The sequence below is a fragment of the Aquimarina aggregata genome (assembly GCF_001632745.1).
Lineage (GTDB): Bacteria > Bacteroidota > Bacteroidia > Flavobacteriales > Flavobacteriaceae > Aquimarina > Aquimarina aggregata.
In genome coordinates this window covers 76,144-101,068 of sequence record NZ_LQRT01000001.1, presented here as the reverse complement: position 1 = coordinate 101,068, position 24,925 = coordinate 76,144, and the positions used below count along the sequence as shown (strand labels likewise).

The 24,925-nt window shown below is 35.0% G+C and carries 23 protein-coding genes; 19 read left to right on the top strand and 4 right to left on the bottom strand.

Going from position 1 to position 24,925, the window contains the following annotated elements; genetic code table 11:
* Positions 1-9 precede the first annotated feature (9 nt).
* The gene (locus tag AWE51_RS00405; protein ID WP_066307925.1) at positions 10-1,770 is read right to left on the bottom strand and encodes an aromatic amino acid hydroxylase; all 1,761 of its coding nucleotides are present in this window, start codon (positions 1,768-1,770) and stop codon (positions 10-12) included.
* Positions 1,771-2,150: 380 nt separating this feature from the next.
* On the opposite strand from AWE51_RS00405, the gene AWE51_RS00400 reads away from it, so the two are divergent.
* Complete coding sequence (locus AWE51_RS00400; protein WP_082832255.1) at positions 2,151-3,827, top strand: T9SS type A sorting domain-containing protein; 1,677 nt, start codon at positions 2,151-2,153, stop codon at positions 3,825-3,827.
* Between the two features lie 16 nt (positions 3,828-3,843).
* Here AWE51_RS00400 and AWE51_RS00395 read toward each other — a convergent pair whose 3' ends face one another.
* Positions 3,844-4,281, bottom strand: a complete 438-nt coding sequence (locus tag AWE51_RS00395) for an META domain-containing protein (protein ID WP_066307923.1) — start codon at positions 4,279-4,281, stop codon at positions 3,844-3,846.
* Positions 4,282-4,508: 227 nt separating this feature from the next.
* Between AWE51_RS00395 and AWE51_RS00390 the strand changes: the two genes are divergently transcribed.
* The 18 genes from AWE51_RS00390 to AWE51_RS00305 all read left to right on the top strand — a co-directional run bounded on the left by AWE51_RS00390 (position 4,509) and on the right by AWE51_RS00305 (position 22,379).
* Positions 4,509-5,078 carry a TetR/AcrR family transcriptional regulator gene (locus AWE51_RS00390; protein ID WP_066307917.1) on the top strand — a complete coding sequence of 190 codons (570 nt, stop codon included), beginning with the start codon at positions 4,509-4,511 and terminating at the stop codon, positions 5,076-5,078.
* Positions 5,079-5,181: 103 nt separating this feature from the next.
* On the top strand, positions 5,182-6,255 hold the full coding sequence (gene paaE, locus AWE51_RS00385; RefSeq protein ID WP_066307912.1) for a 1,2-phenylacetyl-CoA epoxidase subunit PaaE: 1,074 nt from the start codon (positions 5,182-5,184) through the stop codon (positions 6,253-6,255).
* A 65-nt stretch (positions 6,256-6,320) separates the two neighbouring features.
* Positions 6,321-7,277, top strand: coding sequence for a 1,2-phenylacetyl-CoA epoxidase subunit PaaA (paaA, locus tag AWE51_RS00380; protein WP_066307911.1), 957 nt, complete (start codon positions 6,321-6,323; stop codon positions 7,275-7,277).
* 65 nt (positions 7,278-7,342) lie between these two features.
* On the top strand, positions 7,343-7,627 hold the full coding sequence (gene paaB / locus AWE51_RS00375; RefSeq protein WP_066307909.1) for a 1,2-phenylacetyl-CoA epoxidase subunit PaaB: 285 nt from the start codon (positions 7,343-7,345) through the stop codon (positions 7,625-7,627).
* Positions 7,628-7,687: 60 nt separating this feature from the next.
* Positions 7,688-8,443: a 1,2-phenylacetyl-CoA epoxidase subunit PaaC gene (gene paaC, locus AWE51_RS00370; protein WP_066308522.1), complete on the top strand. Its 756-nt coding sequence runs from the start codon at positions 7,688-7,690 to the stop codon at positions 8,441-8,443.
* Between the two features lie 67 nt (positions 8,444-8,510).
* Positions 8,511-9,014 (top strand): 1,2-phenylacetyl-CoA epoxidase subunit PaaD, encoded by a 504-nt coding sequence (paaD, locus tag AWE51_RS00365; protein ID WP_066307907.1) that lies wholly within the window; start codon positions 8,511-8,513, stop codon positions 9,012-9,014.
* Positions 9,015-9,066: 52 nt separating this feature from the next.
* Positions 9,067-9,432: a VOC family protein gene (locus AWE51_RS00360; RefSeq protein WP_066307905.1), complete on the top strand. Its 366-nt coding sequence runs from the start codon at positions 9,067-9,069 to the stop codon at positions 9,430-9,432.
* Positions 9,433-9,438: 6 nt separating this feature from the next.
* Entirely contained in the window at positions 9,439-10,218 is a 780-nt protein-coding gene (locus tag AWE51_RS00355; protein ID WP_066307902.1) for an enoyl-CoA hydratase-related protein, read from the top strand.
* Between the two features lie 4 nt (positions 10,219-10,222).
* Positions 10,223-11,377 carry a 3-hydroxyacyl-CoA dehydrogenase NAD-binding domain-containing protein gene (locus AWE51_RS00350; RefSeq protein ID WP_066308518.1) on the top strand — a complete coding sequence of 385 codons (1,155 nt, stop codon included), beginning with the start codon at positions 10,223-10,225 and terminating at the stop codon, positions 11,375-11,377.
* 67 nt (positions 11,378-11,444) lie between these two features.
* The gene (locus tag AWE51_RS00345) at positions 11,445-11,822 is read left to right on the top strand and encodes a PaaI family thioesterase (protein WP_394332223.1); all 378 of its coding nucleotides are present in this window, start codon (positions 11,445-11,447) and stop codon (positions 11,820-11,822) included.
* 48 nt (positions 11,823-11,870) lie between these two features.
* On the top strand, positions 11,871-12,431 hold the full coding sequence (locus AWE51_RS00340) for a hypothetical protein (protein WP_157765992.1): 561 nt from the start codon (positions 11,871-11,873) through the stop codon (positions 12,429-12,431).
* A gap of 76 nt (positions 12,432-12,507) precedes the next feature.
* Positions 12,508-13,719, top strand: a complete 1,212-nt coding sequence (gene pcaF, locus AWE51_RS00335) for a 3-oxoadipyl-CoA thiolase (RefSeq protein WP_066307898.1) — start codon at positions 12,508-12,510, stop codon at positions 13,717-13,719.
* Between the two features lie 3 nt (positions 13,720-13,722).
* On the top strand, positions 13,723-16,221 hold the full coding sequence (paaZ, locus tag AWE51_RS00330) for a phenylacetic acid degradation bifunctional protein PaaZ (RefSeq protein ID WP_066307896.1): 2,499 nt from the start codon (positions 13,723-13,725) through the stop codon (positions 16,219-16,221).
* A 57-nt stretch (positions 16,222-16,278) separates the two neighbouring features.
* Positions 16,279-17,031 carry an enoyl-CoA hydratase/isomerase family protein gene (locus tag AWE51_RS00325; protein WP_066307893.1) on the top strand — a complete coding sequence of 251 codons (753 nt, stop codon included), beginning with the start codon at positions 16,279-16,281 and terminating at the stop codon, positions 17,029-17,031.
* Positions 17,028-17,624: an acyltransferase gene (locus tag AWE51_RS00320; protein WP_066307890.1), complete on the top strand. Its 597-nt coding sequence runs from the start codon at positions 17,028-17,030 to the stop codon at positions 17,622-17,624. Before AWE51_RS00325 ends, AWE51_RS00320 begins: the two co-directional genes overlap by 4 nt.
* Before the next feature lie 83 nt (positions 17,625-17,707).
* Positions 17,708-19,018 (top strand): dihydrolipoamide acetyltransferase family protein, encoded by a 1,311-nt coding sequence (locus AWE51_RS00315; RefSeq protein WP_066307888.1) that lies wholly within the window; start codon positions 17,708-17,710, stop codon positions 19,016-19,018.
* Positions 19,019-19,150: 132 nt separating this feature from the next.
* Entirely contained in the window at positions 19,151-20,218 is a 1,068-nt protein-coding gene (locus AWE51_RS00310) for a branched-chain amino acid aminotransferase (RefSeq protein WP_232517313.1), read from the top strand.
* Positions 20,219-20,279: 61 nt separating this feature from the next.
* A complete protein-coding gene (locus tag AWE51_RS00305) occupies positions 20,280-22,379 on the top strand; it encodes an alpha-ketoacid dehydrogenase subunit alpha/beta (RefSeq protein ID WP_066307881.1) in 2,100 nt (699 codons plus the stop codon).
* A gap of 5 nt (positions 22,380-22,384) precedes the next feature.
* Here AWE51_RS00305 and AWE51_RS00300 read toward each other — a convergent pair whose 3' ends face one another.
* Positions 22,385-22,990, bottom strand: coding sequence for a methyltransferase domain-containing protein (locus AWE51_RS00300; RefSeq protein ID WP_066307878.1), 606 nt, complete (start codon positions 22,988-22,990; stop codon positions 22,385-22,387).
* A gap of 268 nt (positions 22,991-23,258) precedes the next feature.
* Complete coding sequence (locus tag AWE51_RS00295) at positions 23,259-24,896, bottom strand: M64 family metallopeptidase (protein ID WP_066307876.1); 1,638 nt, start codon at positions 24,894-24,896, stop codon at positions 23,259-23,261.
* Positions 24,897-24,925: the final 29 nt, after the last annotated feature.

Below are 24,925 nucleotides of genomic sequence, written 5' to 3'. Positions count from 1 at the left end.
AAACCTTAATTAGGCAATTGTAAGATCTTTATCAATTATTTCTAAACCACTGTCGATTAGGTGTTTTATTTCAGTTCTTTTGAGTTTTAATTCATTAAGATATTTTAAAATTTGAGACGTAAATTTTGGATCCCTATCATGAACCAATTCATAGATTTCCAACGATAGTAACCAGTCGTTTTGATGATCTTTTTCAATAATTTCAAAAATAGCTTCTAACGAAAATTTTGAATTTTCACCATTACGAATGTTCCGCACCGATGCATAGAGTTCATGCAATTCATTTTGTTCAGAGCTATGTTCTTGTTTCACAGTCGTAGTAGTTGAAACATGTGTTACCAAGTCAAAAGAATTATCATCTGCTGGTCCCGAGAAAGCAGAAACAATTTCTTTACCAACAGCTAAATCAAAAGTTCCCCATTCAGGTTTAAATAAAAATTCGTCTTTGTATTTAATGGTACATTCACTAAACTGAATCAAAATCAATTCGCCTTGTACGTTTCTCATTCCTGTGATATTGTTCCCTGCTACAGTAATTCCGCTTTCAAACTCAAATTCTATATATTCACCATCGTAAAAGTTATATGCTTTTAGGTCTCGAGGAGACATGTTTTCGATAGCAAGGTTAATGCCTTTTAATTTTCCAATAGGAGATCTAAAACCATTAGAATGCGTATCAACTCCGTGTCCAATAAGTTCTTTTTCTCTAAAAGATATTGCTGTTGGACCTTTGGTTTCAAAATAGATGACTTCATTGTCTTCATTTTTAATCATTCGATTAAATATTCCCGAAACTTGTAACCCTGTGCTTAATTCTATAGTTCCTAGATTCTCTGATTCAATAAGTTTGGCAAGTCCCCTGTGTCCGCCTTTCCGTAAGGCCATAGTATCTGCAAATTCTTCTAAGACTTGACATAAATACGCAAAATCAGGTGTCACAAATAATTGCGGTTGGGGTTTTGTAATATCAAAATCCTGAAAAGCTGCTTCTGGAGAGTATGATATTTTTTTTACATTGTCGGTCATACACCACTCGCTCTCTCCAATAGATGACAAGAGTCCAGCACCATATATTTTTGGATCTTCTGTAGTACCTATCAATCCGTATTCAACTGTCCACCAATGCAGGTTTCTAATTAAAGCCATTTCAGAAGGTGTTGATTTTTGATTTTGCAACGCTTCTACTTTTTTTTCTGCATTGTCAATATCATTTTGATCAATATTTGATGCTTCTTTTAAAATTGAAAGTTTACGAACTGCTTCATACATCTCATAGTCTTTTTTAGAAGAAATAGCTTTGCAGCCAATTTTTCCAAAACGCCTTAGATACTCAGCATAATCTGGATTCGCAATAATAGGTGCGTGTCCTGCAGCTTCATGTATGATATCAGGAGCAGGAGTGTATTCTATATTTTCTAATTGTCTTATATCAGATGCAATAACTAGAATGTTATAAGCCTGAAACTCCATAAAAGCATTAGGAGGAATAAAACCGTCTACAGCCACAGCAGCCCACCCAATTTCTTTTAGAATCCTGTTCATGCCATACATACTTGGGATATCATCTACTGAAATTCCAGTTTTTTCAAGACCTTTTAAATATGATTTATGTGCAACCTTACTGAGAGAAGTAACATTTTTACGCATTACATATCTCCAAACAGCTTGATTAATTGGGGTGTACTCTTCATAATTTTGAGGCTTTATGAATTGCTTCAAGTGTGCAGGTAACCTATCAATTAAAGGATTAGAAGTTATGGTTTGCGACATAAAAAAATGTTTTATTCAACTATAATAGAATGGGAAAATAGTGGTTTTATTTAATATGGCGAATATAAAAGTAGAAATGATCTAGAATTTCATCATAAATGTTAATCTTTAGTGAATTTCTGAAACTACCCTTGCGTTATTCTGTCTTTTTATCCAGACAGAATACATAACTGGCTGATTAAAAAATTAAAAAAAGAGTAGGGTGTTTTGGTGTTAATGTGTTATATAATAGAAAGATGTACTTAAATAGTAAAATTATACGTTATACTACAAGACAATCAAGATGTAGTAGTTGGTAATTTTAATTCTGTAAAATATCCTGTTATAACATACAAGAATTTACAAAATTAAAAGTTAAGATAATTTCATGTTATTTTTAAATGATTAAATTTGATTTAGATAAAAATAGAGTTGTGAGATATAATGTTTTGATAATAGTATTGTTTTTTGCTTTTGGAATGGTTGATGCACAAATCACTAATGAAGGAGTCCCGCATAGTTATAATCTAATAAGCAAAAAGAGTATAACTCCAGAGATAATGGAGACTTTTGATATGGATAAAATCAAAGCAGAAGATGCAATAAATGATCAAAAACAGGGTGTGCCTTTTCGATTTGGACATGAGCTCCAGGTAGATTTAGGGTTTAAAAATGCTGGGGTTTGGGATGAACTTCCAAATGGAGATAGAATCTGGAGAATTAATATTGTTTCTGATGGGGCCAAAACAATAAATGTTGTTTTTAATACCTATAAAATCCCTAGAGGAGGTACAGTATACTTATATAATGATGATAAAACAGATCTTTTAGGGGCGTATACAAATATATTTAATCGGCCTGATGAAATGCTAGGAACTTGGTTGGTTGAAGGAGATGATATTTGGGTAGAGTATTATGAGCCTAGAAAAGTGAGAGGAAAAGGAATGTTGAATATTTCTAAAGTAATACACGGTTATCGATCTGTAACAGATGCCGAAGTACAGGCAAAGGCCCTTGGGAGTTCTGGGGATTGTAATCAAGATGTTGATTGTCCTGTAGGTTCTGATTTTGAAGCTTTAAAAAATGAATTAAAGAAGTCGGTAGGGTTTATTGTTCTTAATGGATTTGTTTGTACTGGAACATTGATAAATAATACAAGAAATGATAAGGCTCCGTATTTCCTAACGGCAAATCATTGTGATTCAGGATCAACAGCGACTTGGGCATTTCGTTTTAATTGGATAAGTCCAACTCCTTCTTGTTCAACAACAGCAAATAGTCCTGATGCCACGGTTAATCAGACGACTAGTGGTGCAACGTTATTAGCATCTAATAGTGAGTCTGATATGAAACTATTAAATCTGGATGGAGGATTAGATCCAGCATGGGATCTAGAATGGGCAGGTTGGGATCGTAGCGGTACAGCTCCAAGTTTTGTGGTGGGGATACATCACCCTTCAGGAGATATTATGAAAGTATGTAGATATGATCAAGCACCTACCCAAGGAGTTGTTAATTTTAATGGTAACCCTACCACAGAAGTTTGGAATATAACAGATTGGGACCTTGGAGTTACCGAAAGAGGCTCGTCAGGGTCTGCTCTTTTTGATCCACAAGGTAGGATTATAGGAAAGCTTTCTGGTGGTACTGCGGCATGCGATGGTGTAAATGATAATGGTGATCCGGATTTTTATGGGCGATTTGATGTTTCTTGGGATTTTGGAACAACCGATGCAACAAGACTTTCAAATTGGTTAGATCCTACGAATACCGGAAAAACTACTTTAGATACGTTTACTCAGGAAATAGAAAACGGAGGAGGAGTTAATCCTCCTATCGAAGCTGGAGAAGTTGATGTGTTTTTTGATGTTTCTAGATCTACAGTCACCATCAAGAATGGCGCTAGAAAAGTACTAGGTTTTAGTATCTTTGATATAGCAGGACGCACTATTGAGACAGGTCAATTATCAACTGACGAAAAAATTATCGATATGACAGATAGGGCTCCTGGAATGTATTTTGTTTATATTACTAATACTTCTAATAGAACGTCTTTTACAAAAAAAGTGTTGCGCTAATTTTAGGATTGATTCCTTATTCTTCTTTTGCGCGTATTCCACTGATTAAAACTTTTTTGTTTTTATCTCTTAAAAATAAAGAGTCTTGTTTTATATGTTTGCTTTTTGATTGTATGATGCTCTTAAGAAAACTGTCTTCTAATTTAATTTTCTTTTCGCAATACATTTTGGTACTAATCGGAGATTCAAAAGAAACTATTTCTTTATTATCGGTGTATGAGCACGAAAAAGTATTACAGCCGCTAAACCCATAGGTTGAATTACTTTTTTTGTCAAATGTAATATGAAGTTTTTCTTCTGAAATATCTTTTCCATTAAGAGTGATAATATAAAATTTGGATGGTATTGTTTCCTGGATTGTTTGGTCTTTATGAATATCAGTAGTTTTTTTATTGTTGCAATTTTTCGTATTTGAGAAAGTGAAGAAAAGTAAAATAATAAATAAGTGCTTCATGTGTAGTATAGGGTTAATGAATAATTAAGATATGGTTAAAGCAGTTAAATTACGATAATCTAGGTTTTTATTTGTAAAAATATGTATTATAAGAGATTAAAATTTATTTTTGGTAATTGTGATAAAGACTATGTTGTAGTATAATTCGTCAAAATGATATAGTCATGCGGTTTAAAAATAAGATATGAACAACCCTATATTCTATAAAAACTAATACTTAACAATCAATGAGACCCGAAAGCAGAAAGCAAGAAATAATTAATGCAGCCGCAATACTTTTTAAAGAAAAAGGATACAGTGCAGTTACCATGAGAGACTTAGCTAAAGCTATGGGGATTAAAGCTGCAAGTTTGTACAATCATATACAATCAAAACAAGAGATACTCTCTACGATCATTATTGATTTAGCAGAAGAATTTACAACAGGTATGAATCAAATTGCAAATTCTGATCAAAATGCAATTCAGAAACTACAAAACATAATAAACCTGCATATAGATGTTACGTTAAGGAATTCAGATGGATTAGCTTCTCTAAATAATGATTGGATGCATTTAGAAGAAGAAAACCTTCAATATTTTGAAAAAATGAGGCATGAATATGAAGAAAGTTTTAGAAACATAGTGTATAAAGGTGTAGATAAAGGGGATATTAAATCGTATAATATTGAGATAATGGTGTTTTCAACATTGTCAACGCTTAGAACTCTTTATTTATGGTATCCCAAACAAAAAAATATCGATGCAGACATACTTAAACGTGATATGATGTCTGTTCTACTTAAGGGGATTGTATAGGTAATAATCCGCTGCGGTAAAAAATTAACAAACAATTAGTTTGTATATAAAACTAACAATTGTTAGTTTTGTTCTACTATAACGTTTTAGTTAAATAAACTGTATGACTGATTTTTATCCCATACGAGTTTCTCGATTAACAAAAGAAACTAAGGATTGCACTTCGATTACTTTTGACATTCCTGAAGAGTTAAAAGAACAGTTTTTGTATAAGCAAGGTCAACACCTTACGCTAAAAACTTTGATTAATGGTGACGAGGTTAGACGATCGTATTCTCTATGTTCAAGCCCTGTTGAAAACAAATGGCAGGTTGCTGTTAAAAGAATAAATGGAGGAGTGTTCTCGAATTACGCGAATGATATTCTTAAAGAAGGTGATTTTATAGATTTAATGCCTCCTTTAGGAAATTTCTTTGTTGAAGTAGAGCCTGCGAAAGCAAAAAACTACATAACTTTTGCTGCTGGTAGTGGTATTACTCCTGTGTTGTCGATTATTAAAACCCATTTGGCCAAAGAGCCAAATAGTACTTTTAAACTGTTTTATTTGAATCGAAACGCTAAATCAATTATCTTTAAAGAAGAGATAGAAGCACTTAGAAATAAGTACTTTGGCCGGTTAGAGATATTTTATTTCTTAACTAAAGAACAAAGAGATATACCATTGCTTAATGGAAGATTTACTGCAGAAAAAATACAAGAGTTAACAAGTAAAATTATTGATGTCTCAAGTATAGATGAATGTTTCGTTTGCGGTCCAGAAGAAATGATTTTTTTAATAAGAGATGAGTTGGTAAATGCAGGTTTGTCAAAAGATAAAGTGAATTATGAGCTCTTCTTTTCTGGAGGAACAGAAGAAGATCAAAAACGGGCAGCAGAAGTAGCAGAGCATAAATTCGACGGTACCGAAGTCACAATTATTGATGGAGGAAAAGAATTTCACTTTGCAATGGATGATGATTATGACAACATCTTAGATGGCGCACTAGCATCAGGAGCGGATTTGCCTTATGCATGTAAAGGTGGTGTTTGTAGTACCTGCAAATGTAAAGTTATCGAAGGAGAGGTAGAAATGAAAATAAATTATGCGTTAGAACCGGACGAAGTAGCAAAAGGTCTAGTTCTATCGTGCCAAGCAGTACCTACAACAGAAAAAGTAGTTGTAGATTTTGACGTGTAATGATGTTTTTACATCATTTTGATTGTATACAATAGAATTCATTTTCATAATAAAAACAGATTGTTATGAGCGAAAAAGAAATAAAAAATTTAGAGGAGATCTTTGATCAAAGGATTGCCAGAGATGAAAAGATCGAGCCAAAAGATTGGATGCCCGAGAAGTATCGAAAAACCCATATTCGTCAGATTTCTCAGCATGCTCATTCTGAAATTGTAGGAATGCTTCCTGAAGGGAATTGGATTTCCCGAGCCCCATCGATGAGAAGAAAAGTAGCATTATTGGCTAAAGTACAAGATGAAGCAGGACATGGTTTGTATTTATACAGTGCTTGTGAAACTTTAGGTATTTCTAGAGATGAGTTATACGATCAACTACATACAGGTAAGGCAAAATATTCTAGTATTTTTAATTATCCAACGATTACTTGGGCAGATATAGGAGCCATTGGTTGGCTGGTAGATGGTGCCGCTATTATCAATCAAGTACCACTTTGCAGCACGTCTTATGGACCATACGCAAGGGCTATGGTAAGAGTGTGTAAGGAAGAAAGTTTTCATCAAAGACAAGGATATGAAATTATGATGACTCTTGCTAAGGGAACGCCAGAGCAAAAAGCAATGGCTCAGGATGCTTTAGACAGATGGTGGTGGCCAGCATTAATGATGCTTGGACCTACAGACGCAGAATCGGTGCATACCGAACAGTCAATGAAATGGAAACTAAAAAGAAAAACTAATGATGAATTGCGTCAACAGTTTATAGATCAAACAGTACCGCAAGCAGACTTGATAGGATTAACAATTCCTGATGCAAATTTAAAGTGGAATGAAGAAACAAATCACTATGATTTTGGAGAAATAGACTGGGATGAATTTTGGCAAGTCGTAAAAGGTCATGGCCCTTGTAATAAAGAAAGATTATCAGCAAGAGTTAATGCTTGGGAAGAGGGAAAATGGGTTCGTGATGCTGCAATGGCATATGCCAAAAAAGAAGAGGATAAGAAACTTAAAAAGGCAATCTGATTTTTTGATCAGAGAAGTTCTTAATCATAAGACAAATTATAGAATAATTACTAAAACATAAACGTGTGAAAAATAATTGGCCCCTTTGGGAAGTATTTGTACGAAGTAAAAATGGTTTAGAACATCGCCATTTTGGAAGCCTGCATGCTGCAGATGCTGAAATGGCTTTAGAAAATGCAAGAGATGTATATACACGTAGAAATGAAGGTGTAAGTATTTGGGTGGTAGAATCCAAAAATATTACAGCTTCTAATCCAGATAATAGCGAAGAATTGTTTGACCCTGCTCACGATAAGGTGTATAGACATCCAACGTTTTATACGTTACCAGATGAAGTGAAACATATGTGATAGGCATCCAAAGAAATGTTTCAATAAAATGTAATGTTTCTAATTAAAGCAAATTTTACAATGAAAAACGAAAATAAAGTACAATATATCTTTGGTATAGCTGATAATGCCTTGATTCTGGGACAACGATTATCAGAATTATGTGGACATGGGCCAAATCTAGAAACAGATATTGCTATGACCAACATGGCGTTAGATTTATTAGGGCAAACGCGTAGCTACTATCAATATGCTGCTCAACTTACCGAAGGAGAAAAAACCGAAGATGATATTGCTTTTCTAAGAACAGAAAGACAATATAAAAATGTACTTCTAGTAGAACAACCTAATAGGCATTTTGGGTATGTCATTACAAGACAATTTTTTTATGATGTTTTTCATCTGCTATTTTTAAGAGAATTAGAAAATAGTACCGATTCAACTTTAGCTGCAATAGCTAAAAAAGGAATTAAAGAAGTGAGTTATCATCAGCGATTTTCATCAGATTGGATGAAGAGATTAGGAGATGGAACAAAAGAGAGTCATGAAAAAGTACAAGAAGCCGTAGATGATTTATGGAGATTTACAGACGAGCTATTTCATATGACAGCAGATGATACTTTAGCAGTAGAACATCATATTGGTATCGATGTAAAGACATTAAAAGATAGATATTACCAGATAGTAAGTGAAATTCTTGAAGAAGCTACTCTTAAAGTGCCCGAAACCAAATGGTTTCAAAAAGGTGGTAAACAAGGAATCCATAGCGAACACATGGGGTATTTACTTTCAGATTTACAATATATGCAAAGAACATATCCTAATATGAAATGGTAATTTAATTGCATTTTTATATTTATGATTTTTCTATTGTACGTATTTTTTTGACTACAACTACTATAAAATGACAATACAATTAGAACAACATATAGATCCTGAACTAATTCCAATTCTGGAAGAAGTTCATGATCCTGAAATCCCTGTTTTGTCAATTTTGGATATGGGTGTTGTTCGAACTGCAAAAGTCCTAGATAATATTGTAAAAGTGACTATTACGCCTACATATAGTGGTTGTCCAGCTATGGATGTAATAGGAGATGATATTGTTCATGCTTTTGAGAAAGTAAATATTAAAGCCGAAGTATCACTAGTATTGGCTCCAGCGTGGACAACAGACTGGATTACCCCCAGAGGGAGAAAAGCCTTAGAAAGATATGGTATCGCTGCTCCTTTAGAAGCTGAAGCGGATAAAGAAGTACTACTGGGAGGTAAAAGAATAGTAAAATGCCCGCAATGTAGTTCACCAAATACTAAGGTAATAAGTCAATTTGGATCAACGGCTTGTAAAGCGCTATTTCAGTGTGATGATTGCCTTGAACCCTTTGATTATTTTAAGTGTCTTAAATGATAGTAGGCGATTTTAATCGTAAAATACAGAGTACAAACAAAACTATAAAATAATGTTAGGCCTAAGAACCACAATTTATAAAGTTAGTGATCTGGAAAAAGCAAAAGATTGGTATGCTAAGGCTTTTGATAAACAGCCTTATTTCGACGAGCCTTTTTATATCGGATATAATATCGGAGGGTTTGAATTAGGATTACAACCAAGAGATAATGATGGTGATCAAAAAACAGAAGCTGCAATTTCTTATTGGGGTGTAGATAATATTAATAATACATATCAAAAATTATTGGATTTAGGGGCTTCCGAATATGAAAAACCAACAAATGTAGGAGGTGAAATTGTGGTAGCATCAGTAAAGTGCCCTTGGAACAATATCATTGGAATTATTTATAATCCAGAATTTAAAATAGAGAATTAAAGAACTATGCCTTCAATACAATTACACATTGAGAATGGTGTGGCGCAAGTGACGCTAAACCGCCCAGAAACTTTTAATAGTTTCAACAGAGAAATGGCCTTATTACTTCAAAATACCTTAGATGAATGTGATACTAACCAAGAAGTAAGAGCAATTATTTTAACAGGTAACGGTAAGGCTTTTTGTGCAGGTCAGGATTTAAATGAAGTTACATCACCAGAGTTGAACCCTGGTTTCAGAAAAATATTAGAAGAACATTATAATCCAATTATAGAAAGAATAAGAACGATAGAAAAACCTATTGTAGGGGCAGTAAATGGAGTAGCAGCAGGAGCCGGAGCAAATATTGCATTGGCCTGTGATATTGTAGTGGCTGTAGAAAATGCGAGCTTTATTCAGGCATTTAGTAAGATAGGGTTGATTCCTGATAGTGCAGGTACGTTTTTTCTTCCTAGGTTAATTGGTTTTCAAAAAGCTTCTGCACTCATGATGTTAGGGGATAAAGTCTCTGCAGAAGAAGCTGAGCGATTAGGAATGTTATACAAAGTATATTCCGCCGATACTTTTATCGAGGAAACAAATAAACTAGCTTTAAAATTAGCACAGATGCCAACCAAAGCATTAGGACTTACAAAGAGATTGTTAAATCAATCTATGGTGAATACTCTTGAAGAACAATTAAGCGTAGAATCAGATTTACAAATAGAAGCAGCAGAAAGCGAAGATTATGCAGAAGGAGTAAATGCATTCATTCAAAAAAGAAAACCGATTTTTAAAGGTAAATAGAAATATGATTGTAGGTATTATAGGATCTGGAACAATGGGTAGTGGTATAGCACAAGTTGCAGCTACTGCTGGATGCGTGGTAAAAGTATTCGACACCAGACAAGAAGCACTCGATAAAAGTAAACAAGCTTTAGAGAAAATACTAACTCGATTGACCCAAAAAGGTAGAATCGATGAAATCGAAAAAAACCGTATTCAATCTAATATTTCCTATGTAAGTTCCTTAAAAGACTTACATGATGCTAATCTTACTATAGAAGCAATTATTGAAGATCTGGATATTAAAAAGAAGGTGTTTTCAGAATTAGAGAGCTATGTTTCTGCTACGACGATAATTGCATCAAATACATCATCCTTGTCAATTGCATCAATAGCCTCGTCTTTAGATAAACCAGAACGTTGTATTGGAATTCACTTTTTTAATCCAGCACCTTTAATGAAATTGGTAGAGGTAATTCCAGCAGTACAAACTTCAACTCATACGACAGAGAAAGTTGTTCAAATTATTGGGGACTGGAAAAAAGTAGTGGCTATCGCAAAAGATACTCCCGGATTTATTGTTAATCGAGTAGCACGACCATTTTACGGAGAATCCTTAAGGATTTATGAAGAAGGCTTTGCTGATATCGCAACAATAGATTGGAGTCTTAAAACTCTGGGAGGATTTAGAATGGGAGCTTTTGAACTCATGGATTTTATAGGAAACGATGTTAATTATACCGTTACCGAGACTGTTTTTAAAGCTTTTTATTGTGATCCAAGATATAAACCTTCATTTACTCAAAAAAGATTGTCTGAGGCGGGATATCTCGGTCGAAAATCAGGAAAAGGGTATTACGAATATGGTGATGATATAGTGCAACCGCAACCAAATAAGGATACAGCCTTATCAGAGTATATTTTTAATAGAGTATTAGTCATGTTAATTAACGAGGCGGCTGATACATTGTTTTGGAATATTGCATCTGCAGAAGATATTGATAATGCAATGACCAAAGGAGTGAATTACCCTAAAGGTCTTTTGGCTTGGGCAGACGAAAAGAGTATAAACTGGTGTGTTACGATGCTGGATGATTTGTATGACGAATATCATGAAGATAGATATCGATGTAGTCCGATTCTTAGAAAAATGAATAAAGAAAACAAAACCTTTTTTTAATCCCAGAAAAATAAGAAGTAGTAATTCACCATAAAGTATGATTAAAGCAGAAGATATTCCATATAAAATGTTACGTCAGGATGCATACAGCAGTTGGCTCGGAATTGAAATTTTAGAATGCGAGATTGGAAGATGTAAAGTGGGTATGACAATTAGAAAAGAAATGCTTAATAGCATGGGGAAAGCGCATGGTGGAATTAGCTATTCATTAGCAGATACAGCATTTGGTTTTTCAGCAAATACACATGGTAAATATGCTGTTTCTATTGAAACATCAATTAATCATATTGAAGCGCTTGAAGAAGGAGATTATATCATAGCAGAAGCTGTAACCGATATAACTAAAACTAAAATAGGGTTTAATATCGTTGAGGTAAAAAGAAAAAATGATATTGTTGCCCTATTTAAAGGAGTAGTATATAGAACCGGTAAAGACTGGGAATAAATATAAAATAAACCATATTAACCATAACTAAACACAAACTCTAAACAATTGAAAACAATTTTAATAATGGCTTCTTTTTTACTGCTTATTTCTTGTGGAAAAGAGGTGAAGACTAAAAAAGAAACTCCCTCTGGTGTCGATCCATCAAAATTTGAGATAACAAGCGAAGAAGGAGATTACACAGCAGAAGATTTAGAAACAGCACTTAATGAAGCTTTCAATGATAATATTGAGATGGAAATTGACGAAACTGTTTTTGTAGTGGATAATGCCATTAACAAAGAAAACGAGGAAAAGACGGCAGGGATTATGAAAATGTTAGCCTCAGATTCTTATGAAGAGTTTAAAAGGCAAGCCGAGGAAAAACCAAAAAACCAAGATGGAAGAAAAACCTTGAAACTAGAAGAAGTAGAAATACAAGGGAAGAAAGTTTTGGTTGAGAAGTTATTGGCAGTAAATGAAAAAGGTAATAACGTTATATTAATGATGCATGCCTTTCCTGCAGGAGAAAAAACAATTATGGTATCTTCTTATTTTTTGGAAAAAGAAGAATCTAAATATTTACCAGTAATAGAAAAGTCGGTATTGTCAGCAAAACTGAAAGAATAAATATATTGTAAAACGTAAAATTTTAAATAAACAAGTTTTAATCAGATTTGCATTTACATTTAAAAATTTAAAAATTTTGAAAGAAGCATACATTATTGATGGAGTCAGAACTCCAATAGGCAATTATAAAGGAACCTTATCAGCAGTTAGGACCGATGATTTAGGAGCTTTGGTTATAGAGAAATTGGTAGAAAATAACCCAGATATTCCCAAAGAAGCATATGATGATGTAATAATGGGATGTGCTAATCAGGCAGGAGAAGATAATCGTAATGTTGCAAGAATGTCATTGTTATTGGCTGGTTTGCCATTTACGGTTCCCGGAGAAACTGTAAATCGTCTTTGTAGTTCGGGATTGTCTGCCATAATTCATGCTAATCGTGCTATTAAAGCAGGAGATGGAGATCTTTTCATCTCAGGAGGAGTAGAAAATATGACACGTGGGCCATATGTGATAGCCAAACCTTCATCTGCTTATGGTAACGATTCTAAAATGTATGATTCTAGTTTTGGATGGCGTTTTGTAAACCATAAAATGCAAGAATTGTATGGAATAGACGGAATGGGAAATACGGCAGAGAACTTGGTTGAAAAATATAATATTTCAAGAGAAGATCAAGATGCTTTTGCATATTGGAGTCAAATGAAAGCTACGGCTGCTCAAAAATCTGGAAGACTAGCAAAAGAAATTACGACTGTCAAAATTCCGCAACGCAAAAAAGACCCTATCCTATTCTCTAATGATGAGTTTATTAAACCAAATACGAGCAAAGAGGTATTAGGAAAATTACGCGCAGCTTTTAAAAAAGATGGAAGTGTTACTGCGGGTAACTCATCTGGACTTAATGATGGTGCTGCCGCTACAATAATTGCTTCAGAAGAAGCAGTACAAAAATATAACTTGAAACCCTTAGCAAGAATAGTAAGTTCTGCGGTTGTAGGAGTAGAACCAAGAATTATGGGTATAGGGCCTGTTCAAGCATCAAACAAAGCTTTAGAGAAAGCAGGAATAACAATGAAGGATATTGATATTATAGAACTTAACGAAGCATTTGCTTCTCAAGCTTTAGCATGCATACGCGAGTGGGGTTTAGAAGACAATGATCCAAGAATTAATCCAAATGGGGGGTCCATTGCTATAGGACATCCTTTGGGTGTTACGGGGGCTAGAATTGCATATTCTGCCGCCTTAGAATTACAAGAACAAAATAAAAGATACGCGCTTATCACTATGTGTGTGGGTGTAGGACAAGGATATGCTTGTATTATAGAAAACGTTAACCTTTAATTTATGAAAAAACTAGAAAATTACGTTAATGGTAAATGGGTTGCTGGTTCTGGAGATGGACTCATAATGCATGATGCCGTAACTGGAGAAGTTATAGGTATGTCGACTACAGAAGGTCTCGATATTCCTGAAGTTCTACAATACGGAAGAACAAAAGGAGGTGAGATTTTAAGTAAAATGACGTTTCAAGAACGTGGTAACATGCTAAAAAAACTTGCACTGTACCTTACTAAACGCAAAGAAGAGTTTTATGAATTAAGTTATCGTTCTGGTGCAACTAGAATTGATAGTTGGATAGATATAGAAGGAGGGTTTGGTAACCTTTTTGCAAACGCATCCTTGCGTAAATTATTTCCTAATCAATCATATCATGTAGAAGGGGATCCTATAGATCTTTCCCGAGGAGGAAGATTCATGGCACATCATATTTTAGTCCCTAAAAGAGGTGTAGCCGTACACATAAATGCATTTAATTTCCCGATATGGGGGATGCTAGAAAAGTGCGCAGTAAACTGGATGGCTGGAGTACCAGCAGTAGTACTACCAGCACCCCAAACCGCATATTTAACAGAAGCAGTAGTTCGTGTAATTATTCATTCAGGGATATTGCCAGAAGGAGCATTGCAACTATTAAGCGGGATGACCAAAACAATATTAGATACAGTAGCTTCTCAAGATGTTGTTACGTTTACAGGTTCAGCACATACCGGTAGAATTCTTAAAGCACATCCAAGATTGATAGAAGAATCTGTACCCTTTACAATGGAAGCCGATTCTTTAAACGCGTCTGTATTAGGAAAAGATGCTGTGCCAGGGACACCAGAATTTGATTTGTTTATCAAAGAAGTTAGAAAAGAAATGACCGTAAAATCTGGTCAAAAATGTACTGCGATTCGAAGAATAATTGTGCCTTCAGATCTAGTTGAAGATGTACAAATAGCATTAGGTCAGCAATTAGATAAAGTAACTATTGGAGATCCAAGATTGAAAGAAGTTCGAATGGGAGCTCTGGCAAGCAAGAAACAGGTCGAAAGTTTTAAGGATAATGTAGCAGAGATTGCCAAAACTGCACAATTAGTATATGGGGATCTCGATAAAATAGAAACTATTGGTGCTGATGCTCAAAAAGGAGCATTTGTATCTCCTGTTTTGTTACGAGAAGATAATCCATTTAAGAATACAGGTGTTCATGAAATAGAAGCATTTGGACCTGTATCTACGATTATGCCTTATGATAGTTTAGAGGACGCAATTACATTATCTCAAATGGGTAAAGGTTCATTGGTGTCTTCTATTTTTACGTATGATGATCAAATTGCAAAAGAATATGTGGTTGGAGCAGCGTCTCATCACGGACGTATTTTGATAGGAAACAGAGAAAATGCAAGGCAAAGTACAGGTCATGGTTCTCCACTACCGATGCTTACACATGGAGGACCCGGAAGAGCAGGAGGCGGTGAAGAAATGGGAGGAATGCGAGGTATCAAGCATTATATGCAGAGATGTGCTATTCAAGGTACACCAACTACTTTAACAGAAGTTACAGGAATTTATCAAGCAAATTCAGCTTATAAAAAATCAGAACAACATCCATTTTCGTATCACTGGGAAGATATCCAACCAGGGATGTCGATTAAAACCCATAAGCGTACGGTAACAGATACTGATATTATTAATTTCGGAAATCTAACATGGGATCATTTCTATGCCCATACGGATATTACATCTTTAGACGGTAGTATTTTTGAAAAACGTACTGCCCACGGATACTTTATCTTGGCGGCGGCGGCTGGTCTATTTGTATACCCTAATAAAGGCCCAGTGGCTGCAAACTATGGGTTAGAAGAATGTCGTTTTTTACGACCAATATATCATAATGATACGGTATATGTTAGATTAACTTGCAAACAAAAAATCGATCGTGATCACCGTGGTAAAGAACTGCCAAGCGGAATTGTAAAATGGTTTGTAGAAGTATTTGATCAAGAAGATGAGTTAACTGCAATTGCCACCATTTTAACGATGGTACAAAAAAAATCTCCATTTGTACAAGTGAATCGATCAAATATAGAGGGATATTTATCCAAACTTAATGAAGGTATAAAACCTAAATGGGGAATTATGACTGCTCAACATATGATAGAGCATGTAGAAAAGACCATTAGAATAGGAGCTGGGGAAATTCAAGATTTTGAAATCGCTACTCCAGAAAAATATTTAGAGAAAGTACAGGAAATGGTGTATAACCATAAACCAATGCCAGAGGGGCATCAACACCCCTTAATGAAAGAAGGAATTGTAGAGGATTTGGTACATGAAAATTTAATCGCTGCCAAAACAAAATTGTTAGAAGCTTTTGATGAGTTTGAAGCATATTTTAAAGAGAATCCTGAGGCGATTACAAAAAATGCTGTGTTTGGCGATATGAATAAATTTGAATGGGATTTATTAAATGTAAAGCATTTAAATCATCATTTCGAGCAGTTTGGACTTTTTGATTAAATACTAATTAAGTGTTGTACATACTATACAGATGTATGTTATAACAAAACAAATATTATGACACAACCATACGTTAACATAACTATAGAAAATCAAGTAGGGATTATAGAGTTTTTTCACCCTGCTCATAATTCATTACCAGGAGATATTCTGGCAAAATTAGCTCAAACGATTACCGATGCCGGAGAAAATGAGGATATAAAAGTCATTGTTTTAAAAAGTGGAAGAGACAGAACCTTTTGTGCAGGAGCTAGTTTTAAAGAACTTATAACGATTGATGATGCCGAAACAGGAAAGGTATTTTTCTCAGGCTTTGCTAACGTAATTAATGCGATGCGCAAGTGTCCAAAGTTTATTATCGGAAGAATCCAAGGAAAGACTGTTGGAGGTGGAGTAGGAGTTGCAGCAGCTACGGATTATTGTATGGCAACAAAATACGCGTCTATAAAATTAAGTGAACTTAATGTTGGTATTGGCCCATTTGTAGTTGGACCTGCGGTCGAACGTAAAATAGGACTATCAGCAATGACCCAGATTGCCATAGATGCAAATTCGTTTTATGATGCCGAGTGGGCAAAAGATAAAGGGTTGTTCACTAAAGTTTTTGAAGATATAGAAACATTAGACGAAGAAGTAAAAACTTTTGCAGAACATTTATGCTCTTATAATCCTGAAGCTATGGCCGAGATGAAAAAAGCGTTCTGGGCGGGTACAGAAAATTGGGATACTTTATTAGCAGATAGGGCTGTAATCAGTGGCAGATTAGTGCTAAGTGAATTTACAAAAGAAACACTAAAAAGGTTTAAATGATATATAGCTTCAAAGGATATATACCCGTAGTGCACGAATCTAGTTTTGTGCATCCTCTTGCTGCAGTAACAGGAAATGTAATTATTGGTAAAAATTGTTACATAGGTCCTGGTGCAGCAATACGAGGAGACTGGGGAGAAATTATTCTTGAAGATGGTGTTAATGTACAAGAAAATTGTACAGTGCATATGTTTCCTGGTAAATCAATTATATTAAAAGAAAGTGCACATGTTGGACACGGAGCGGTAGTACATGGAGCCAATTTAGGACGTAATTGTTTGATTGGTATGAATACGGTAATTATGGACGACGCAGAAATAGGAGATGAATGTATTGTAGGAGCGATGTCCTTTGTAAAAGCTAAAACCATCTTTGCTGCTCGAAGTTTAATTGTAGGTAATCCAGCCAAAGTAATCAAAGAGGTAAGCGATGATATGATCGACTGGAAAACAAAAGGAACTAAGTTGTATCAACAGTTACCTGCGGATTGTTTTGAATCATTAAAAGAAGTAGAGCCTTTGCAAGAAGTACCAAAACAAAGATCTACTCAAGAAGCGTTTTATAAAACATTAGAAGAATTTAGAAACAAATAACGAAGAGACCCAATAGGTTTTAAAAGCGTATGAGGTCTATAGACAATATATAAATCATAAACTAACGAACATTAGTTAACCAAATGACAACAGTAGAATTAAAAATGCCCAAAATGGGTGAAAGTATATCAGAAGCTACCATTCTTAATTGGTTAAAGAAGGTTGGAGATTCTGTAGAAGAAGATGAAACGATCCTTGAAGTGGCTACAGATAAAGTGGATTCTGAAGTTCCTTCTCCTTGTACTGGAGTAATTGCTAAAATATTGTTTGAGCCTAATGAAGTAGTCGAGATAGGAAAAGTTATTGCTTTAATACATGCAGATGCTAGCCAAGTAGCTACAGAAGTAAAAGAAGAAGAGAATACCTCTATTTCTAAAAAAGATACTCCTAAAAGAGATATTGTCAAGAGTAATAATAATGCCGTAAAGGTAGGTGTGGTTCAACAAAAATTGGTAGTTAATCCAGATGCATTTTTATCACCGTTAATTATAAGTATTGCCCAAAAAGAAAATTTATCGCTAGAAGAAGTGCAAAGTATCCCTGGAACGGGAGTAGATGGACGAATTCGCAAAAGTGATGTGATGCAATACTTAAAGCACAGAAAATATCCGCTACAAAGCATACCTCAAGCACCACAGGTACAAAAATCAACCTATGCTGCACCACAGATCCCATTTACAGAAGGAAAAGATCGCATTGTAGAAATGGATCGTATGCGCAAAATGATTGCAGATCATATGGTGTATTCTAAACATACATCGCCACATGTCACCAGTTATATCGAAGTTGATGTCACCAATATTGTTAATTGGAGAAATAAAGTGAAGATTGAATTTCAAGAGAAACATGGTGAGAAACTAACATATACTCCCATTTTTGTTGAAGCAGTTGCCAAAGCTATTCAAGAATACCCAATGATCAATGTTTCTGTAGATGATAAAAATATAGTCGTCCGTAAAGATATAAACATAGGTATGGCGACAGCATTACCAAGTGGAAACCTAATTGTTCCTGTTGTAAGAAATGCAGATGAAAAGAATCTTTTGGGGTTAGCAAAAAATGTAAATCACTTGGCAAATAGTGCAAGAAATAATGCATTAAAACCTGATGAGATCGGGGGAAGTACCTTCACAATTTCTAATGTAGGAACATTTGGTAGCTTAATGGGGACACCAATCATAAATCAACCTGAGGTTGCGATACTAGCTTTAGGGATTATTAAAAAACGACCAGAAGTGATTACAACAGAAAAAGGAGATGAGATAGCTATTAGAAGTATGATGTATTTATCACTATCCTTTGATCATAGAGTTGTAGATGGCTTCTTAGGAGGATCATTTTTACGTAAAGTAGGAGATGAGTTAGAAGCTTTTGATAGCAATAGAGAAATATAAATTAAATGCGCAAGGGATAGAAGTGGTATCCTTTTTAATTGTCACACTAGGCTTGTCGAAGTGCGAAAAATTAAAAAAGATATAGCGAATAGCCCGACCCAAAGGGATGTGCACTAAATAAAAAAAATGGAAATGCAGATTAAAACTACAAGAACCACAAATTCTAAACTAAAGGATATCGATTTTTCTACTATTCCTTTAGGAAGAACTTTTACGGATCATATGTTTATTTGTGAATATGAAGACGGAAAATGGAATAACCCAAGAATTGAACCTTTAGAATTAATTCCCACACATCCTGCGGCAATGGCGTTACATTACGGACAGGCCATTTTTGAAGGAATGAAAGCAACAGTTGGAAATAATAATACACCGTTGTTGTTTAGACCCGAAGAGAATGCCAAACGATTTAATCATAGCGCAGCCAGAATGGGAATGCCGGCAGTGCCAGAAAAACTATTTGTTGAAGCGGTAAAGCAAATTGTAGGTATAGAACAGGCTTGGATTCCACCACAAGAAGGAAGTGCATTATACTTGCGCCCTTTTATGTATGCAGATGAACCTTTTATAGGAATGAGAGCCGCAACAAGCTACAAGTTTATTGTAATATGCTCTCCTGCTGGCCCATTTTTTACAAAAAAAATTAGACTATACGCAGAAACAGAATATATACGGGCAGCCGATGGGGGAACAGGAGAAGCAAAAGCGGCGGGTAATTATGCGGCAGCTATTTTACCTACAGAAAAGGCTAAAGCCAAAGGATATGACCAAGTGTTATGGTTAGATGCCAATGAGCATAAATATGTTCAAGAAGTAGGAACAATGAATATCTTTTTTAAAGTAGCTGGTAAGTTTATTACACCAAGTACCAATGGCTCTATACTAAAAGGAATTACAAGAGATAGTGTAATCACATTACTAAAAGATAAAGGTTTTGAAGTAGAAGAGCGACCGATTACGATCGACGAAGTTATTGCATATTCCAAAGAAGGAAAGCTTGAAGAAGCTTTTGGGACAGGAACTGCAGTTGCAATAGCAATGGTAGAGGCAATAGGTTATGAGGATGAGGTGATTACATTACCCGAAACTAATCCAGTAAGTATCGATGTAAAAAATACTTTGGATGAAATTAAAGTGCAAAAGAGAGATGATATCCATGGCTGGATAATACCAGTAGATGTTGAAGAAAAAGTAGGATAATTTGAACTTGCGACTTACAAGAAGACAATACTGAAATATCGTAAGTCAAAAATTGAAAAATATGTTAGCCCAAAAAACAATAACAAAAGAAATATTACAAAAGGCATTCTCTACATTGTGTACTGCAAAAAGTATGACAGAGCTTTATGAAGAGAATTTTAAAACGGTATCAAAATATGTACATGCTACATCAAGAGGGCATGAGGCAATTCAGATAGCATTAGCTATGCAGTTGCTACCTCAAGATTATGCATTTCCTTATTATCGTGATGATTCTTTATTGCTAGGTATAGGAATGCGACCATATGATTTAATGCTACAGTTATTGGCTAAAAAGGAAGATCCCTTTTCTGGTGGAAGAACATATTATTCACATCCTAGTTTGCGGGATGCTGATAAGCCTAAAATTCCTCATCAATCCTCTGCAACAGGAATGCAGGCAATTCCTGCTACCGGGGTTGCTATGGGAATGCAGTATAAAGAAATAATAGGAATTGATCACACTTCGCAAGATGATTTAGATAAGAGTGAGATAGTAAAACAGCCTATGGCTGCGCCTCTGGTCGTGTGCTCGTTAGGTGATGCATCGGTTACCGAAGGAGAGATAGCAGAAGCTTTTCAAATGGCGGCTTTAAAACAGTTACCAATATTGTACCTAGTACAAGATAATGGTTGGGATATATCGGCTAATGCGGCCGAAACCAGAGCGCAAAGCGCTTTTGAATATGCTAATGGGTTTAATGGATTAGATGCGATTACTATTGATGGAGCCAATTTTACAGAGAGTTATCTTGCTTTGCAAGAGGTTATTAAAACAATTCGCGAAGAAAGAAGACCCATCTTAGTACATGCAAGAGTACCTTTATTAAATCACCATACATCAGGAGTGCGAATGGAGTGGTATCGAGATGATTTAGAAGAAGCACGTTCTCGTGATCCGTATCCAGTATTAAGAAATCAATTATTATCAAATGGATTTACAGAAGATGAAATTAATGCGTTAGAAGAAGATGCAAAAAATAAGGTAAGTAAAGACCTTGAAGAAGCGCTTAAAGCAGAAGATCCAAAACCTGAAGATCTGTTTACTCATGATTTTGCGCCAACACCAATTACCGAAGAAAAAGGAGAAAGATCACCATCTGACAAAGAAGAAGTTGTTATGGTTGATTGCGCTTTATTTGCGGTAGAAGAATTAATGAAGAAACATAAAGAATGTCTTTTATATGGTCAGGACGTAGGCGGACGTTTAGGAGGTGTGTTTAGAGAGGCAGCTACATTGGCTCAAAAGTTTGGTGATGAACGTGTATTTAATACTCCAATTCAAGAAGCATTTATTGTTGGGTCTACCGTTGGGATGTCGGCTGTAGGATTAAAACCAATTGTAGAGGTGCAGTTTGCCGATTATATTTGGCCAGGTCTTAATCAATTATTTACCGAAGTGAGCCGCTCTTGTTACCTATCAAATGGTAAATGGCCAGTTTCAATGATATTAAGAGTTCCTATTGGAGCATACGGTAGTGGTGGGCCATATCATTCTTCATCAGTAGAGTCGGTAATTACAAATATTCGCGGAATTAAAATTGCATACCCTAGTAATGGTGCTGATCTAAAAGGGTTAATGAAAGCTGCTTATTACGACCCTAATCCTGTAGTCATTTTAGAGCATAAAGGATTGTATTGGTCTAAAGTTAAAGGAACAGATGCTGCCAGAACAATAGAACCTTCAGAAGATTATGTCTTACCTTTTGGAAAAGCAAATATTGTACAACAAATATGGCCACAAGATGAAAAAGAAACACTTACTGTAGTTACTTATGGTATGGGAGTACATTGGGCTTTAAATGCTACAAAAGACAGAAAAGAAACAGTAGAAATAATTGATTTGCGAACGCTGTACCCTCTGGATGAGGAAACAATAATGGAATCTGTAAAGAAAAGTAAAAAGTGCCTTGTTGTTACAGAAGAACCAAGTAATAATTCATTTGCAAGAGCCTTGGCAGGAAAAATTCAAGAAGAATGTTTTAGGTATTTAGATGCTCCAGTAGTAACCATTGGATCAGAAAATATGCCTGCAATTCCTTTAAATAGTACGTTAGAACAAACAATGATTCCTTCAACAGAAAAAGTAAAAATTAAAATCGAGGAATTACTAAAATATTAGAACAGCTATTTTTTTAAAAAAATTCCGAAGAATTCATTTCCTAGTCTTTCAGGAATAGAATTGTAACATTTTTCAAAGGTGACGGTATTAAAATAGGTTTCTAAATAGGAAAGATAAAGCTGTTTATCTCCGCCAAAAGGGCGTTTCTCCATATCTCCTGTAAGTGGTATGTCGAACCAAAGCCCTACAAGTTTACCATTTGTTGTTAAGAGGTTTGCCATTTGTTTTACATAGGCAAACCTATTTTCAGGGGTAGGAACAAATGAGCAAAAGAAAGTCTGTTCTAAAATTAGATCGTAGTCTCCAGATAAGGTAAAGAAATCACCTAGTAATAATTGTGACTTTGGAAAATTAGAAACTCTTTCTGAAAAAGAGTCTAACGGGGTTTGAGAAATGTCTAGTACGTATACATTATAAAACCCGTTTTGAAATAAATATTCGGCTTCATAGGCATTTCCAGCTCCAGGAATTAAGATTTTAATGCTTTTGTCAGTTAATTGATCGATGTAGTTCTTAAAGGGCGTTGCTGCATATCCAATATCCCAACCAGTTCGATTTTCGGCATATCGTTTTGTCCAATACGAGCTTTCTTCAGATTGATTCTTATTCATGTTAAAAAGAGAAATATAATGTTCAAATTACAAATAGTTCAATTTATGACATCTAACTTAAACCAGGATTACTTATTTGAAGAGTTTTAGAAAACTAATCTTTTTTGGGATATCGAATTGATAGATTTTAAAAAAAATATCTGAAAATTATTGATAGTTGTAATCTGTCCCATTGAGCGGAGTCGAAATGTGTTGAAAATCAAGATATACAATTTCTCGACTCCGCTCGAAATGACAGAAAAATTATCTTTTTAGACTGCCTCTTTTTTTATTCTTTTACAAATCTTTTGACTATAGAAGAGCCATCGTCATATTTTACAATAACAATAAAAGTTCCTGATTGTAATACAGACACGTCTAACATTAGGGTATCTGTATTAAATTTTTCTTCTAAAATTAATTCTCCGGATAGTGCGAAAACAGAAATTACTCCGGTATTTTGATCTGGTGGGCCTTGTATATGCAGTTCGCGAGTTACTGGGTTTGGAAATAAGGCAATTTGGTTTTTTACTTCTTTTGAATTAGGTAGATTTTCTTCTGGTCTAAGAGCCGAAGATCCAGCACTGCCAAGTACAACAGTAATATATTCTGTATAGTCACTAGTTCCTACACTATTTTTACTCCTAACTCTAACATACTGGGTACTGCCAGCAGGAAGGTCATTTAAATAATAATAATAAGAACTAGTATTTCCATGAAATTCCCATTCACTTCCAGTCCATCTTTGAATATCATAAGATGTAGCTTCGTCTACAGTGGTCCAATAAATCCCAAAATAAGTAGGGTTTATATTGTAAGATTTTAAATCTGTAGGTCGGGCAGGGGTCGCTACATCGGTACCATTAAGTTGAACGGTAACATAGCTGGTCCATTCACTTGCACTTGTAGAATTAGTTGCACGAACCCTTGCATACTCTGTACCATTGGGCACTAGACCTGAAAATGAAAATGAAGTAGTACTAGTGTTGCCTTTATTTATCCAATCGCTTCCATTCCATAATTGTATGTCATATGAAGATGCGTTTGATACACTAGACCAAGTAATTCCAAATGAGGTAGCTCCAACATTTTGCGCTACTAAATTTGCTGGAATAGCGAGGGTTTCTCCACCACCATCTCCGCCTAGGTTATTGGTAACCTTACGGATATGATTTTGGCAAACTAGGCAAAAATTACTGGATAGATAACGCATTTTACAGGATTGATGAGGTCTGTAATAATTGCTCCCAGGGCTTTCATAGCGATAAATTCCTACACCAGCTCGTCCAATAAATTGGCGCCATCTGTTAGTAGAAGAACTTCCGTTAGAAGTCTGATTTGCTTTCTCTTGAGCTCTGAACCAGTATTCATCGGCCAAATCAGCATAACTATGCCCTAGTTCATGCACAAGAAGATCAGGAGCCGCACTATTGGTTGAAAGTGTAGCATAAGCTCCTCCTGATCCGCCATATCTGGAATCATTAACTATAATTATTCCTTGATCAGACTGCGGAAACGAATTATTAATTACACTGGATATTCTTCCACTTCTTGTTGCAACTAGAAGCCGTTGTATTCCGCTATAATTAAAAGTACTACCAAAATAATTATTAATTAGATTATTTGGTGAACTTGCCGCTCCTTGGGAATTTGACGGCACCTTAACAGCAATTACATTAAAATTACCCTTAAGTGATCTAAAAGGTTCCATTTGAAACATCTTGTTTGTCGCCGAAGTTACATCCGAAATATATCTATTCATTTGACTAGGCAGATATCCATCACCAACAAATACCAAATTTATTTTTGACGATGGAGCGCCATTTCGTATGATATATTCATAAGGAAAAGATTGTGCTTTGACTACTAGAGATCCAAACAAAAGTGGAAATAGTAACAAAATAATGTGTAGTAATTGTTTTTTCATGTGATTTAGGTTTTAAGATAAAATATGAG